16 protein-coding genes are annotated in these 14,594 nt (G+C 59.5%); 12 read left to right on the top strand and 4 right to left on the bottom strand.

Annotation, left to right across the window (positions count from 1 at the left end; genetic code table 11):
- Positions 1-106 precede the first annotated feature (106 nt).
- Positions 107-361, top strand: a complete 255-nt coding sequence (locus HDC32_RS13110; RefSeq protein ID WP_027604321.1) for a succinate dehydrogenase assembly factor 2 — start codon at positions 107-109, stop codon at positions 359-361.
- A complete protein-coding gene (locus HDC32_RS13105) occupies positions 345-791 on the top strand; it encodes a protein YgfX (RefSeq protein ID WP_131697113.1) in 447 nt (148 codons plus the stop codon). Before HDC32_RS13110 ends, HDC32_RS13105 begins: the two co-directional genes overlap by 17 nt.
- Here HDC32_RS13105 and nadB read toward each other — a convergent pair.
- A complete protein-coding gene (nadB, locus tag HDC32_RS13100; protein WP_131697112.1) occupies positions 760-2,376 on the bottom strand; it encodes an L-aspartate oxidase in 1,617 nt (538 codons plus the stop codon). The genes HDC32_RS13105 and nadB overlap by 32 nt on opposite strands.
- A gap of 463 nt (positions 2,377-2,839) precedes the next feature.
- Here nadB and rpoE point away from each other — a divergent pair, with 463 nt between their 5' ends.
- From rpoE to HDC32_RS13080, 4 genes are all read left to right on the top strand, one after another.
- Entirely contained in the window at positions 2,840-3,421 is a 582-nt protein-coding gene (gene rpoE, locus HDC32_RS13095) for an RNA polymerase sigma factor RpoE (protein ID WP_003172477.1), read from the top strand.
- Positions 3,422-3,453: 32 nt separating this feature from the next.
- Positions 3,454-4,041 carry a sigma-E factor negative regulatory protein gene (locus HDC32_RS13090; RefSeq protein WP_012722767.1) on the top strand — a complete coding sequence of 196 codons (588 nt, stop codon included), beginning with the start codon at positions 3,454-3,456 and terminating at the stop codon, positions 4,039-4,041.
- Between the two features lie 16 nt (positions 4,042-4,057).
- Positions 4,058-5,020 (top strand): MucB/RseB C-terminal domain-containing protein, encoded by a 963-nt coding sequence (locus tag HDC32_RS13085; protein ID WP_131697111.1) that lies wholly within the window; start codon positions 4,058-4,060, stop codon positions 5,018-5,020.
- 234 nt (positions 5,021-5,254) lie between these two features.
- The gene (locus tag HDC32_RS13080) at positions 5,255-6,694 is read left to right on the top strand and encodes a DegQ family serine endoprotease (protein ID WP_131697110.1); all 1,440 of its coding nucleotides are present in this window, start codon (positions 5,255-5,257) and stop codon (positions 6,692-6,694) included.
- A 67-nt stretch (positions 6,695-6,761) separates the two neighbouring features.
- On the opposite strand, the gene HDC32_RS13075 is transcribed toward HDC32_RS13080, so the two are convergent.
- Entirely contained in the window at positions 6,762-8,195 is a 1,434-nt protein-coding gene (locus HDC32_RS13075; RefSeq protein ID WP_131697109.1) for a M48 family metalloprotease, read from the bottom strand.
- Positions 8,196-8,290: 95 nt separating this feature from the next.
- On the opposite strand from HDC32_RS13075, the gene HDC32_RS13070 reads away from it, so the two are divergent.
- On the top strand, positions 8,291-8,530 hold the full coding sequence (locus HDC32_RS13070) for a sulfurtransferase TusA family protein (RefSeq protein ID WP_010212198.1): 240 nt from the start codon (positions 8,291-8,293) through the stop codon (positions 8,528-8,530).
- A 31-nt stretch (positions 8,531-8,561) separates the two neighbouring features.
- Positions 8,562-9,632: an AI-2E family transporter gene (locus HDC32_RS13065; protein ID WP_053136801.1), complete on the top strand. Its 1,071-nt coding sequence runs from the start codon at positions 8,562-8,564 to the stop codon at positions 9,630-9,632.
- 60 nt (positions 9,633-9,692) lie between these two features.
- On the opposite strand, the gene HDC32_RS13060 is transcribed toward HDC32_RS13065, so the two are convergent.
- Together HDC32_RS13060 and HDC32_RS13055 are read right to left on the bottom strand one after the other, a co-directional pair.
- Positions 9,693-10,166 carry a peroxiredoxin gene (locus HDC32_RS13060; RefSeq protein WP_116628224.1) on the bottom strand — a complete coding sequence of 158 codons (474 nt, stop codon included), beginning with the start codon at positions 10,164-10,166 and terminating at the stop codon, positions 9,693-9,695.
- Positions 10,167-10,176: 10 nt separating this feature from the next.
- Positions 10,177-10,737, bottom strand: coding sequence for a glycine cleavage system protein R (locus HDC32_RS13055; protein ID WP_003172487.1), 561 nt, complete (start codon positions 10,735-10,737; stop codon positions 10,177-10,179).
- 273 nt (positions 10,738-11,010) lie between these two features.
- Between HDC32_RS13055 and dapA the strand changes: the two genes are divergently transcribed.
- From dapA to purC, 4 genes are read left to right on the top strand one after another with little or no spacing between them, the layout of a single operon-like run.
- The gene (gene dapA / locus HDC32_RS13050; protein WP_184744347.1) at positions 11,011-11,889 is read left to right on the top strand and encodes a 4-hydroxy-tetrahydrodipicolinate synthase; all 879 of its coding nucleotides are present in this window, start codon (positions 11,011-11,013) and stop codon (positions 11,887-11,889) included.
- A 17-nt stretch (positions 11,890-11,906) separates the two neighbouring features.
- Positions 11,907-13,022, top strand: coding sequence for an outer membrane protein assembly factor BamC (gene bamC / locus HDC32_RS13045; RefSeq protein ID WP_027604311.1), 1,116 nt, complete (start codon positions 11,907-11,909; stop codon positions 13,020-13,022).
- A 4-nt stretch (positions 13,023-13,026) separates the two neighbouring features.
- Positions 13,027-13,785 (top strand): MBL fold metallo-hydrolase, encoded by a 759-nt coding sequence (locus HDC32_RS13040; RefSeq protein ID WP_027604310.1) that lies wholly within the window; start codon positions 13,027-13,029, stop codon positions 13,783-13,785.
- A gap of 27 nt (positions 13,786-13,812) precedes the next feature.
- A complete protein-coding gene (purC, locus tag HDC32_RS13035) occupies positions 13,813-14,526 on the top strand; it encodes a phosphoribosylaminoimidazolesuccinocarboxamide synthase (RefSeq protein ID WP_027604309.1) in 714 nt (237 codons plus the stop codon).
- Positions 14,527-14,594: the final 68 nt, after the last annotated feature.

Here is a 14,594-nt window from a genome sequence, read left to right as displayed (position 1 = left end):
ATAGAGGGGCGCTCGGCAAATGGATAGTTTACGTATGGGGCGACCAAGGCCGACTGTTCCGGTGCCGTCGGGCCTGTATACTTGCGCTCTATTTGAGGAGCGCTCCATGGTCGAAGATGTAGAAATCAATCGCCTCTACTGGCACAGCCGTCGTGGCATGCTTGAGCTTGATGTGTTGCTGGTGCCTTTTACCAAAGAGGTATACGCGACGCTCAATAAGGAAGATCGCGATCTCTACGTCAGGCTGCTGACTTGCGAAGATCAGGACATGTTCGGTTGGTTCATGGAGCGCGCAGAGTCCGAAGACCCTGAGCTGCAGCGCATGGTCCGGATGATCCTGGATCGTGTCCAGCCCAAGTAATCGATTCGAATGCCGCTGGCAGGCCTCACGGCTGTTGCTGGCGGCGTATCTCCTTGCCCAGCTGTTCGCGCTGGGTGCGCTGTTGTTTCTCGATCTGCACTATTCAAGCCTCGGCATGCTGTTGTGCCTGGCTCACGCCGGGTGGGTGTTGCCGCGTCATATCCTGCTGACTCACCGTTCATCGATTCGTGGCCTGCGTCGCGATGAAGATGGCTGGCAGTTATTCAGCAGGGAGCGCGGTTGGCATAGCGTGCAACTGCGCCCCGACAGCGTGGCGTTGCCGCTGATTGTCGTGTTGCGCTATCGCGTGCAGGGCGAGTGGTGGGTGCGTTCGGTCTGCGTGCCGACGGATTCGCAGGCCGCCGATGTACACCGGCGCCTGCGGGTTCGCTTGAAGTTCAGCCGCCGTAGGTGGTTGGCACCAGAATAGTGTCGCGGGCCTCGGGCAGCATCTGCGGGTAGTCGAGGGTGTAATGCAGGCCCCGGCTCTCTTTGCGTTCCATGGCCGAGCGGATCATCAACTCCGCGACTTGGGCCAGGTTGCGCAGTTCGATCAGGTCACGGCTGACCTTGTAGTTGCTGTAGAACTCATCAATCTCATCCAGCAGCAATCGCACCCGGTGTTGCGCCCGTTGCAGGCGCTTGTTGGTGCGCACGATCCCCACGTAGTCCCACATGAAGCGCCGCAGCTCGTCCCAGTTGTGGGCGATGATCACGTCTTCGTCCGAATCGGTAACCTGGCTGGCATCCCAGCGGGGCAGGGCGGCCGGTACGGGAATGCGTGGCAGTTGTTCGAGAATGTCCGCTGCCGCCGAGCGGGCGTACACGAAGCATTCGAGCAGCGAGTTGCTGGCCATGCGGTTGGCGCCGTGCAGCCCGGTGAAGCTGGTTTCGCCAATCGCGTACAGGCCGGGTACATCGGTACGGCCATGCTGGTCGACCATCACGCCGCCGCAGGTGTAGTGCGCAGCCGGCACCACCGGGATCGGGCCTTTGGTGATGTCGATGTTGAACGCCAGGCAGCGCTCGTAGACGGTCGGGAAGTGGGTCTTGATGAACGCTTCGGGCTTGTGGCTGATGTCCAGGTAGACGCAGTCGACACCCAGGCGCTTCATCTCATGGTCGATGGCGCGGGCGACGATATCTCGCGGTGCCAGCTCGGCGCGCGGGTCGAAGCGCTGCATGAAGCGCTCACCGTTCGGCAGCTTGAGGTGTGCACCTTCGCCGCGCAGGGCTTCGGTGATCAGGAAACTCTTGGCCTGCGGGTGATACAGGCAGGTGGGATGGAACTGGTTGAATTCCAGGTTGGCCACCCGGCAGCCCGAGCGCCAGGCCATGGCAATGCCGTCGCCGCAGGCGCCGTCGGGGTTGCTGGTGTAGAGGTAGACCTTGGCGGCGCCACCCGAGGCAAGAATGGTGAACCGCGCGCCGTAGGTGTCGACTTCGCCGCTGGTGCGGTTGAGCACGTAGGCGCCGAGGCAGCGCTCGCCGTCCAGGCCCAGGCGTTTTTCGGTGATCAGGTCGACGGCGACGCGTTGCTCCAGCAGTTCGATGTTGGGGCGTTGGCGGGCCTGGTCGAGCAAGGTCTTGAAGATCGCGGCGCCGGTAGCGTCGGCGGCGTGGATGATACGGCGATGGCTGTGGCCGCCTTCGCGTGTCAGGTGGAATTCGAAGCCGCTGTCGTCGCTGCCGGCGTGGTCGTCGCGGGTGAAGGGCACGCCCTGGTCGATCAGCCATTGGATCGCCTCGCGGCTATGCTCGACGGTGAAGCGCACCGCGTCCTCGTTGCACAGGCCGCCGCCGGCGTTGAGGGTGTCTTCAACGTGGGATTGCACCGTGTCGGTGTCGTCCAGCACGGCGGCGACACCGCCCTGGGCCCAGAATGTCGAACCGTTGGCCAGGTCGCCTTTGCTCAGGACTGCAATGCGCAAGTGGCTGGGAAGGGTCAGCGCAAGGCTCAAGCCGGCCGCGCCGCTACCGATCACCAGGACATCGTGTTGAAACTGTTGGCTCATTTGAAGGATTCCGCAAAAAGCGATCCACAGGGCTGGCGCAAACAGGACGCCTGGATCGGCGAATCAAAGGGTCACACGGGCCACTAGTATATAGAGGGGGGGACCGGCACAATAGCCGGGCATTCGTGGCAATGTGAGATTACGGTGCGCGGCTCGGGTAAAATCACCCGGTTATTGAGGCGGGAACTTTTTGCATAGGCCTCTACTCAATAGCAGGTTGCCCGAAAGCTGGGAAAACGTTGAGTTTATTGGCCCGTCGGGAGCATTGGACGCGTCAGAAAACCGACGACAAGATTATTCGCGCAGCCGGCGTTACCCGCGCTGCGTTTTTCGTGTGTGCCAAATCAGTGCATGCCGGAAACTTGCTTGGAGGGGGAGAACTTTTGCGAAAAGTCCGAGTCTATGTTTGCAAGCCTGATCGTTTAGTTATGCAAGCCTCCTTCAAGTACAACGAGGAGTGTTCATGCTAACCCAGGAAGAGGATCAGCAGCTGGTCGAGCGCGTTCAACGCGGCGACAAGCGAGCATTTGATCTGCTAGTGCTGAAATACCAGCACAAAATTCTCGGGTTGATCGTGCGGTTTGTGCACGACACCCATGAAGCGCAGGACGTTGCACAGGAAGCCTTTATCAAGGCATATCGTGCACTGGGCAATTTTCGCGGTGATAGTGCGTTTTACACGTGGCTTTACCGCATCGCCATCAACACGGCGAAGAACTATCTGGTGTCTCGCGGACGCCGCCCACCGGATAGCGATGTAAGTTCAGAAGATGCAGAATTTTACGATGGTGATCACGGCCTCAAAGATCTCGAGTCGCCGGAGCGTGCATTGCTGCGCGACGAGATTGAAGGCACCGTTCATCGCACAATTCAGCAACTGCCAGAAGATTTACGTACGGCGTTAACTTTACGTGAATTCGATGGTCTGAGTTACGAAGACATTGCGAGCGTCATGCAGTGTCCGGTGGGGACTGTAAGGTCACGGATTTTCCGGGCCCGGGAAGCCATCGATAAAGCCTTGCAACCGTTGTTGCAGGAAAACTAAAGACAGCGGCGACAGCCAAGAGAGGAACCGCCATGAGTCGTGATGCCCTGCAGGAATCGCTGTCCGCAGTGATGGATAACGAAGCGGATGAACTGGAACTTCGTCGGGTGCTTAATGCATTTGATGATGCCGAAACCCGTGATACCTGGTCTCGTTACCAAGTCGCTCGGGCGGTGATGCACAAGGATCTTCTAATCCCTCGTCTGGATATTGCTGCGGCCGTTTCTGCCGCGCTGGCTGATGAAGCCGTTCCGGCAAAAGCTACTCGTGGCCCTTGGCGCAGCCTGGGTCGCCTGGCAGTTGCTGCCTCGGTAACTGTTGCAGTGCTGGCCGGTGTTCGCCTGTATAACCAGGACGAAATCGCCGGTGCCGAACTGGCCCAGCAGACTCAGCAACCGGTCATGGCCGGTCCGCAAGTCAAAGGCCCAGCGGTTCTGGCCGGCTACAAGGAAAGCTCTGATACCACCGGCCCTATGGCTAACGGTGTGTTGCAAGGGCAATCCGGCTGGCAGGACCAGCGTCTTCCAGGCTACTTGCGCCAACACGCACAGGAATCCGCTTTGAAAGGCACTGAAAGCGCTTTGCCATACGCTCGCGCTGCAAGCCTGGAAAACCGCTGATACGTTAAGGAGCCCTATGCGCGCCATACCGCTCCTTACGCTATTGCTCAGTGGTTGGTTTGCACTCCCCGCCCATGCCGATGAAGCCCAAGACTGGCTAACTCGACTTGGGCGTGCAGAGCAGCAGCAAAGTTTTCAAGGTACGTTTGTCTACGAACGTAATGGCAGTTTTTCTACCCATGACATCTGGCATCGCGTCCAGAATGGCCAGGTCCGTGAGCGGCTCTTGCAGCTTGATGGTTCTGCCCAGGAAGTCGTCCGTGTAGATGGTCGTACTCAATGCGTCAGCGGCACTCTTGTCGTCGGCCTTGGCAATTCGCGTGATGCACCTTCGCGCGCACTTGATCCCGAAAAACTCAATCAATTCTACGAACTGGCCGTTATCGGAAAATCCCGCGTGGCCGGTCGTAATGCGGTAATTGTGTCGATCACTCCGCGTGATCAATACCGCTACGGCTTTGAGCTGCACCTTGATCGTGAAACCGCACTGCCGCTTAAATCCTTGTTGCTGAACGATCAAGGACAGTTGCTGGAGCGCTTTCAGTTCACTCGATTAGACACCTCCACCACGCCCAATGATCGTGACTTGCAGCCCAGCAGCGAATGCACGTCTATAGCCGTCGGCGACACCAAGGCAGCGGCCGTAGAAGCCGTCGAGGCTTGGCACTTGGAGTGGTTACCGCCAGGCTTTCAGCTGACCAATAGCAGCGCCCGCAAGGACCCCCATACCAAAACCAGGGTCGACAGCCTGATGTATGAAGATGGACTGGCGCGCTTCTCAGTGTTTCTTGAACCCATCAGCGATGTGAGCGTGACCGAGACTCGCACCCAATTAGGCCCTACGGTCGCTGTATCTCGTCGCTTGAACACGGTGGATGGCGAAATGATGGTGACGGTCGTGGGCGAAATACCTATTGGGACCGCCGAACGCATCGCACTGTCGGTGCGCGGTGAAAAAAAGGTCACCCCCAAGCCGTGAGTCGTTAATCCTATGTTCATCCAGATATTTCACAGTACGTCCATGCCAGGTTGGCTGCCGAGAGCATGAAATGTCTGGATCAGCATTTTCACTTGCAAAAATCTCCCATGTTTTTTATAGGTCAGGGCTTGTCGGCTCTGGCCTTGTTTTGTTCGCGGAACAAAAATGTCGGTCGCAGTTTTCGGCGTTTATTGAACCCTGTCGCTCAACCCTGCTCGTCGTAACGGGAGCTGTATGTCGATACCACGTTTGAAGTCCTACCTATCCATAGTCGCCACGGTATTGGTGCTGGGTCAGGCCGTATCCGCGCAAGCGGTCGAGTTGCCTGACTTCACCCAATTGGTTGAGCAAGCCTCGCCTGCCGTGGTGAACATCAGTACCACCCAGAAGCTGCCGGATCGCAAAGTCTCCAACCAGCAAATGCCTGACCTGGAAGGCCTGCCGCCGATGCTGCGCGAGTTCTTCGAGCGTGGCATGCCACAACCGCGTACGCCTCGTGGCGGCGGTGGTGGCCAGCGTGAAGCGCAGTCCCTGGGGTCTGGCTTCATTATTTCGCCAGATGGCTACATCCTCACCAATAACCATGTGATTGCCGACGCCGACGAGATCCTCGTGCGCCTGGCCGATCGCAGTGAACTGAAAGCCAAATTGGTAGGCACAGACCCGCGTTCCGACGTGGCCTTGCTGAAGATCGAAGGCAAAGACCTGCCGGTGCTGAAACTGGGCAAGTCCCAGGACCTGAAGGCTGGGCAGTGGGTGGTAGCTATCGGCTCGCCGTTTGGTTTTGACCATACCGTCACCCAGGGCATCGTCAGTGCCATTGGTCGCAGCCTGCCGAACGAGAACTATGTGCCGTTCATCCAGACCGACGTGCCGATCAACCCGGGTAACTCCGGTGGCCCGTTGTTCAACCTGGCGGGCGAAGTGGTGGGGATCAACTCGCAGATCTACACCCGTTCCGGTGGCTTCATGGGGGTATCGTTCGCCATTCCTATCGACGTGGCCATGGATGTTTCCAATCAGCTGAAAAGCGGTGGCAAGGTCAGTCGCGGCTGGTTGGGCGTGGTCATCCAGGAAGTAAACAAGGACCTGGCTGAATCCTTCGGCCTCGACAAACCGGCTGGCGCCCTGGTCGCGCAAATCCAGGACGATGGCCCGGCTGCCAAAGGCGGCCTGCAAGTCGGCGACGTGATCCTGAGCATGAACGGTCAACCGATCGTTATGTCGGCCGACCTGCCCCACCTGGTTGGCGCACTCAAGGCCGGCAGCAAGGCCAAGCTGGAAGTGATTCGTGACGGCAAGCGCCAGAATGTTGAGCTGACCGTGGGTGCGATCCCTGAAGAGGGCGCGACCCTGGATGCCCTGGGTAATACCAAACCGGGCGCCGAGCGCAGCAGCAACCGCCTGGGTATTGCCGTGGCTGAGCTGACCGATGAGCAGAAGAAAAGCTTCGACCTCAAAAGCGGTGTGGTAATCAAGGAAGTGCAGGACGGCCCTGCAGCCTTGATCGGTCTGCAGCCTGGCGACGTGATCACTCACCTGAACAATCAGGCGATTGACAATACCAAGCAGTTCACCGACATCGCCAAGGCGTTGCCGAAGAACCGCTCGGTATCGATGCGCGTGCTTCGTCAGGGGCGCGCCAGCTTCATTACCTTCAAGCTGGCCGAGTAACCCACCCGGCCAATAAAAAGCCCCGCTTTCGTTTTACGAGGGCGGGGCTTTTTTGTGGGCGATGGGTTTAGCTCATCATGCCTTTAACCAGGCGTTCCTGTTCGATCAGCTCACGCTGGCGTGCATCGATACGTGACGACAGCGGGAAATTGTTGCCGGCGCGACGTTTGGCAAAGTCCAACTGCTGAATCGCCTGCTGAAAGTCACCCACCAATGCAAAGTATTCGGCACGCGCCTGATGCAGGCCGATGATGTTGCCGGACAAACCGCGTGTCTCGGCGACCTGATACCACACATCCGGATCGTCCGGGCGAGACTTGAGCAAGCCATCCAGGGCTTTTTCCGCATCGGCAGTGCGGTTCTGCTTAAGCAACAGATCTACCCGAATCTGATTCAGTGGGTAGTTGCCCGGGTATTGGGACAGCATTCGATCCGTGCGCTGCTGGGCATCGGGCAAGCGGTTGTTGTCGATGTCCAGCTGGATCTGCGCCAGGTTGTAGGTGATGTCATTGGGCGCCTTGGTCAGCAAGGGTTGCAGGCTTTCCCGTGCCTGCTTGAACTGGGAGGCTTTGATCTGGGCGATGGCCAGGCCATAGCGTGCCACATCGTTTTTCGGATTTTCGTCCAGTTGCGCTTGAAAGCGCTTGGCGGCGAGTCCTGAGGTGTCTTCGTATTGCAGCTGTACCCGTGCGCGAATCAGCTGGTAGCGCAGGCTGTCTTCCTTGCCGCCGGCCTTGGCTTGTTCCGCGCGGTTGCGGGTGTCGGCGATACGCGACTCGGTCACCGGGTGAGTCAGCAGGAATTCCGGCGGCTTCGCGTCAAAGCGGTACTGGCGCATCAGGCGTTCGAACATGGTTGGCATGGAGCGCGGGTCGTAGCCGGCTTTCTCCAGGTTGACGATGCCGATACGGTCCGCCTCCTGTTCATTCTGGCGAGAGAATCGTCGTTGTTCCTGGATGGCCGCGGCCTGTGTGCCGGCGATCGCAGCAATACCCGCGTCCCCTGCACCGGCGGCGGCCGCAATGATGCCGCCGAGCAGGGCGGCCATCATTGGGATCTGCATGCGCTGCTGCGCCTCGACACCACGGGCGAAGTGGCGCTGGGACAAGTGAGCCAGTTCGTGGGCCAGTACCGACGCATATTCCCCTTCGGTCTGGGCATTGAGAAACAGGCCACCGTTCACGCCGACGATACCGCCGGGTGCGGCAAAGGCGTTCAACTGCGGGCTGTTAATCAGGATGAATTCCAGGCGCCGGTCATTCACCTGGCTGGTTTCTACCAGCTTGTACACGCTGGTTTCCACGTAGTCCTTGAGCTGAGGGTCGTTCAGCTGGGAGACCTGGCCCCGCAGATAAGCCAGCCAGGCACGGCCCAACTGATATTCCTGTTGCGGCGAGACAATGGCAGAACTGGCGTCGCCAAGTGACGGCAGGTCGTCAGCGAAGCCTGGGGAGGCCAGCAGGCAAGCCAGCGTCAGCAGGGTAGGGCGCAAAAAAGTCATGCACAGAGCCTTTCGACAAAGAGCTTACTGTAGCCGGACACTGAGCTTCGGACCAGATATTCTAAGCACCCCGAATGCTTGTCCGGAGTAAAACCATGACCGACGCTGTAGCCTTTGATGCCGAACTCGATGCCAGCGGCCTCAATTGCCCGTTGCCTCTGCTCAAGGCCAAGCTGGAGCTCAATCGATTGGCCAGTGGTGCAGTGCTCAAGGTGATCGCCACCGACGCAGGTTCCCAGCGTGATTTCCGCACCTTCGCGAAGCTGGCCGGCCATACCCTGTTGCATGAAGAAGACGCCGCCGGTGTTTACCGTTACTGGTTGCGCAAGGCCTGAGCCGTTCGCCCCTATCACCCGAGGTTGATTGATGTTCAAAGTGTTACGAGACTGGATCCAGCGCTACTTCTCCGATGAAGAAGCCGTGGTGCTGGCGGTCCTGCTGTTTCTGGCCTTTACGGCCGTACTCACCTTGGGGGGCATGCTGGCGCCAGTGCTGGCGGGGATGGTGCTGGCTTACCTGATGCAGGGGCTGGTCACCACCCTGGAGCGTTTACGCTTGCCGGGCGGCGCGGCAGTGGGCCTGGTATTTGCCCTGTTCATGGGTTTGCTGGTGGTGTTTATCGTCGTGGTGCTGCCGCTGCTGTGGCACCAACTGATCACGTTGTTCAACGAGTTGCCGGGCATGCTCGCCAAGTGGCAGTCGCTATTGCTGCTGTTGCCGGAGCGCTACCCGCATCTGGTCTCGGACGAGCAGGTGTTGCAGGCCATAGAAGTGGCGCGCGGCGAAATCGGCAAGTTCGGACAATGGGCGCTGACCTTTTCCCTGTCCAGTCTGCCACTGCTGGTCAACATCATGATCTACCTGGTGCTCGTACCGATCCTGGTGTTCTTCTTCCTCAAGGACCGCGCCATGATCGGGCGCTGGGTGCGCGGCTACCTGCCACGCGAACGAGCGCTGATCACCCGGGTAGCCGAGGAGATGAACCGGCAGATCGCCAATTATATCCGTGGCAAAGTCATCGAGATCATTATCTGTGGAGGGGTCACCTACATCGCGTTTATCGCGCTGGACCTCAACTACGCCGCCTTGCTGGCACTGCTGGTCGGTATTTCGGTGGTGGTGCCGTATGTCGGCGCCGTGGTGGTGACGGTGCCGGTGACCTTGATCGCCTTGTTCCAGTGGGGCTGGAGCGACCAGTTCATCTACCTGATGGCGGTCTACGGCATCATCCAGACCCTGGATGGCAACGTACTGGTGCCGCTGCTGTTCTCGGAGGCGGTCAACCTGCACCCGGTGGCGATCATCTGCGCGGTGTTGTTGTTTGGTGGGCTGTGGGGATTCTGGGGGGTGTTCTTTGCGATTCCCCTGGCGACGCTGTTCAAGGCCGTGCTGGATGCGTGGCCGCGGCAGGAGCCGGTGGTGGCGCCGTTGTTGTAGCGGCAGGAGAGAATTGTGGTGAGGGAGTGTGTCCCTCACCACAGTGGTTCGCGCTACAGATCAGGCCTTGCTCAATGCCTGGGCTGCGGCCAGAACGGCATCTACATGGCCTGGTACTTTCACGCCGCGCCATTCCTGGCGCAGCACACCGTCCTTGTCGATCAGGAAGGTGCTGCGATCCACGCCCAGGTATTCCTTGCCGTACAGTTTCTTCAGCTTGATGACATCGAACAACTGGCAGACCGCTTCATCCTTGTCGCTGATCAGCTCAAACGGGAATTCCTGCTTGCCCTTGAAGTTCTCATGGGACTTCACGCTGTCGCGCGACACGCCAAACACTTCGGTGTTGGCGGCCTTGAATGCTGCGTACTGGTCACGGAAACCCTGGCCTTCGGTGGTACAGCCCGGGGTGCTGTCCTTCGGGTAGAAGTAGATCACCACTTGCTTGCCCTTGAGGGCGGCAAGGCTGAAGGTCTGGCCACTGGTGGCCTGTGCTTCGAAATCGGCGACCGGTTTATCGATGACTACCGCCATGGTTACTTCCTTACATTGGGTTCTGTGGGCGCCACGGTTCGATCAACGCGTCGAGGTTCAGGGCATCGGCGAAATCCAGGAACTGGTCGCGCAGCCAACTGATCTGCACGCCTGCCGGCAAGGTCACGGTGAAGGTGGCGTTGAGCATGGTGCCGCCGGTTTGCGGTGCCTGGTAGGTGTCGCAGGTCAGGTTCTCCAGCTCGACGTTATGGTCGATGAAGAACTGGCACAGCTCATTGACGATGTCCGAACGGTAGGCCGAGCTGACATACGCCACATAAGGAAGCGCCTGCGGGCGATTTTCCAGCGCGGCGCTGCGCACCACGTTAACGGTGAAGTCGTGCTTCTTGGCCAGGCCCGGCAGGCCGGTCTCCAGGCGCGCCAGGGCATCCCAGGTACCGGAAATCTGCAGGACCAGCGCACTGCACTCGCCATGGCGGGTCAGGCGGGAGGTCACCACGGCACAGCGGTTTTCATGGCTGGCGCGGCACAGGACGTTGGTCAGCTCCATGGGGTTGGCGCCGAGGGCACTGATAACAAGGAATTGTTCGCGAACTGTGGGGGTGGACATGCAGCCTTCCTAAAACGATGAGCGGTCGATACTGTGAGGGCTGTATCGATCAAAGCATGAAGGGTAGCGAAAAGCGTCGCCAAGGGATAGGAGGTGGCGTTTTCATTGCGTGATCCGCCTGATTTTGCCCCGCCTCAACCCGTGCTTTGGCTCAATGATGGCATTGCCCGTCGTTTAGTTGCGCCAGAACGCATCCTCAGGCGGTACTTCGCTTGTACAAGCATCTTGGCGCCAGTACCATTACGGCTCTCTTTTTCCGGCAGGAGCGGTTGCATGATTGCGGGCAGTATGGTGGCACTGGTCACACCCATGGATGCACAAGGTCATCTCGACTGGGACAGCCTGGGCAAACTGGTGGACTTCCACCTGCAAGAAGGCACCAACGCCATCGTGGCGGTCGGCACCACAGGTGAATCGGCCACCCTTGATGTGGAAGAGCACATCAAGGTGATCGAATTCGTGGTCAAGCGTGTCGCGGGGCGTATTGCCGTGATCGCCGGCACGGGCGCCAACTCGACGCGCGAAGCCATCGAGCTGACCAAAAACGCCAAGAAAGCTGGCGCTGACGCGTGCCTGCTGGTGACCCCGTACTACAACAAGCCGACCCAGGAAGGCCTGTACCAGCACTTTCGCACCATTGCCGAAGCCGTCGACATCCCGCAGATCCTCTATAACGTGCCGGGTCGTACCGCGTGCGACATGAAGGCCGAGACCGTGATCCGCCTGTCCACCGTACCGAACATCATCGGTATCAAGGAAGCCACCGGCGACCTGCAGCGCGCCAAGGACATCCTGGCTGGTGTGAGCAGCGACTTCCTGCTGTATTCCGGTGACGACGCCACGGCTGTCGAGCTGATCCTGCTGGGCGGCAAGGGCAATATCTCCGTGACCGCCAACGTGGCCCCGCGCGCCATGAGCGACATGTGTGCCGCCGCCATTGCCGGCGACGCCGTTAAGGCCCGTGCGATCCACGAGAAGCTGATGCCGCTCAACAAGACACTGTTTATCGAATCCAACCCTATTCCCGTGAAGTGGGCGCTGTTCGAGATGGGCCTGATGCCGGACGGTATCCGTCTGCCGCTCACCCGCCTCAGCGAAGCCTGTCACGAACCGCTGCGACAGGCCCTGCGCCAGTCCGGCGTCCTGGTTTAATTGAGGAAGCACTACGCATGAAGCGATTGGCCGGACTTTCCGCACTTGCCTTGATTATCTCCAGCACCAGTGGCTGCGGTTGGATCTGGGGCCCGGAAGGCTACTTCCGTGACCGCGGCAGCGATTACCTGGAAGCACAAGCAACCAAACCGATGCAACTGCCGCCGGACGTCAACGTCGCCAAGCGTCTTGACCCGTTGTTGCCGATTCCACGCAACGTTGCCGACGACACCACCAAGGGTGAATACGTCGTGCCGCGTCCACAGCCGATCTCGGCCGTGGCGGATGCCAGCGACTACAGCCTGCAGAAGAGCGGTGATTCGCGTTGGATCGTGGCGCAGCGCCCACCTGCCGAAGTCTGGCCGGTAGCGGTGCAGTTCTTCCAGGACAACGGTTTCCGCATCGACGAGCAGCGCCCGCAGACCGGTGAATTCACCACGGCATGGCAGCAGGGCAGCGAACTGTCCGCCACTATGGCCAAGCGCCTGCAGGCCGGTGGTGTCGCCGCCGACAGCGAAGCCCGTGTGCGTGTGCGCATCGAGCCAGGCGTGCAGCGCAACACCAGTGAAGTCTATGTGGTCAGCGCCGAGCGTCCTGCCGGCAGCACTGCCAACGTCGACTTCACCAACCGCTCGGTCAACACTGGTGTCGATTCGGCATTGGTCGACGAGATGCTGGCCAGCATGAGCCGTATCTCCGAGAAGGGCGGTTCCGTATCCCTGCTCGCCGCCCGTGATTACGACACCCCGAGCCGCGTCAGTCTCACCGAAGACGGCAGCGGCAACGTGGTGCTGAACCTGGGTGAAGACCTGGATCGTGCCTGGGCCAGCGTCGGTCGCGCGTTGGAGCAAGGCCCTTGGCGTGTTGAAGACATCAACCGCAGCCTGGGCCTGTACTACATCAACGTGGCTGAAAAGGCCGAGCGCAAAGACGAAGAGCCTGGTTTCTTCGGCAAACTGTTCGGCAGCAAGCCGACCAAGGAAGAAATCGAGACCCGCGCCGAGCGTTATCAGGTGCGTTTGAGCAAGGTTGGCGAGACTGTGCAAGTCACCGTCGAGAAGAACATCAACACCGTGGCGCCGGCTGAAACAGCGCGCAAAGTGTTGGGCGTGATTCAGGACAACCTGGGCTGATCCGATGCGTTTTGCCGTTCTCGGCAGCGGTAGCCAAGGGAACGGCACGCTGGTCGCCCATGACGACACGTACGTGCTGGTGGATTGTGGTTTCTCGTTAAAGGAAACCGAGCGGCGCCTGCTGCGCCTGGGGGTTCACCCCTCGCAGCTGAGCGCGATTCTGGTGACCCACGAACATGCCGACCACGTGCATGGCGTGGGTTTGCTGTCTCGGCGCTACAATCTTCCGGTGTACCTCAGTCGCGGCACATTGCGCGGGATGCGCAAACCCATAGAACCCGCAGGTTTCCTGGCTGGTGGCGAGCAGCTGCAAATCGGTGCCCTGAGCATCGATGTGATTGCCGTGGCGCACGATGCCCAGGAACCGACGCAGTATGTATTCAGTGACGGAGAGCGGCGTTTCGGCGTGCTCACCGACCTGGGCTCCTACTGCGCCAAGGTGCTGGACGGCTACCGGAACCTCGATGCCTTGATGATCGAGTCCAACCACTGCCGAGACCTGCTGGCTCGCGGTCACTATCCGTACTTTCTCAAGCAACGGGTCGGCGGCGAATTGGGACATTTGAACAACCATCAGGCGGCGTACCTGGTGTATGAGTTGGGTTGGCAAGACCTGCAACACCTGGTCCTGGCCCACTTGAGCAGCAAGAACAACCTGCCGACGCTTGCCCGGCAATGTTTTGTCGACACCCTCGGGTGCGACCCGGACTGGCTGCAACTGGCCGATCAAGATTCAGGGCTCGACTGGCGACATATCGCCTAGCCCACCTCACTCAAAGCGGAGCCCATCATGGAAAAACGTGAAGAACTCTACCGCGGCAAAGCCAAGTCGGTTTACAAGACCGACGACGCCAACCGCCTGATCCTGCTGTTTCGCAACGACACCTCGGCGTTCGACGGCAAGCGCATCGAACAACTTGATCGCAAGGGCATGGTGAACAACAAGTTCAACGCCTTCATCATGCAGAAACTCGAAGCGGCCGGCATTCCGACCCAATTCGACAAACTGCTGGGCGACAACGAGTGCCTGGTGAAGAAGCTGGACATGATCCCGGTGGAATGCGTCGTGCGTAACTACGCAGCCGGCAGCCTGGTCAAGCGCCTGGGCGTCGAAGAGGGCCTCAAGCTCAACCCTTACACGTTCGAGCTGTTCCTGAAGGACGACGCCAAGGGCGACCCGTTCATCAACGAATCCCACGTCGTGGCATTCGGCTGGGGCACCGCTGAGCAACTGGCACGCATGAAGGAGTTGTCCCTCAAGGTCAACGACGTGCTGAGCAAGCTGTTCGACGACGCAGGCCTGCTGCTGGTGGACTTCAAGTTGGAATTCGGCGTGTTCCACGACGGCTCCATCGTCCTGGGCGACGAATTCAGCCCGGACGGCTGCCGCCTGTGGGACAAGGACACCAAGAAGAAGATGGACAAGGACCGCTTCCGCCAAGGCCTCGGTGATGTGATCGAAGCCTACGAAGAAGTCGCCAAGCGTCTCGGCGTACCGCTTTAATCGACGCAAGCATCTGATAGCACGGAAAAAAATCGCTTCTGCGCTTTGCTTCCACGAAACAGGCTGTT

It is taken from the genome of Pseudomonas sp. JAI120, from assembly GCF_014207255.1.
Classification (GTDB): Bacteria; Pseudomonadota; Gammaproteobacteria; order Pseudomonadales; family Pseudomonadaceae; genus Aquipseudomonas.
This window is presented reverse-complemented; position numbering and strand designations above follow the sequence as displayed.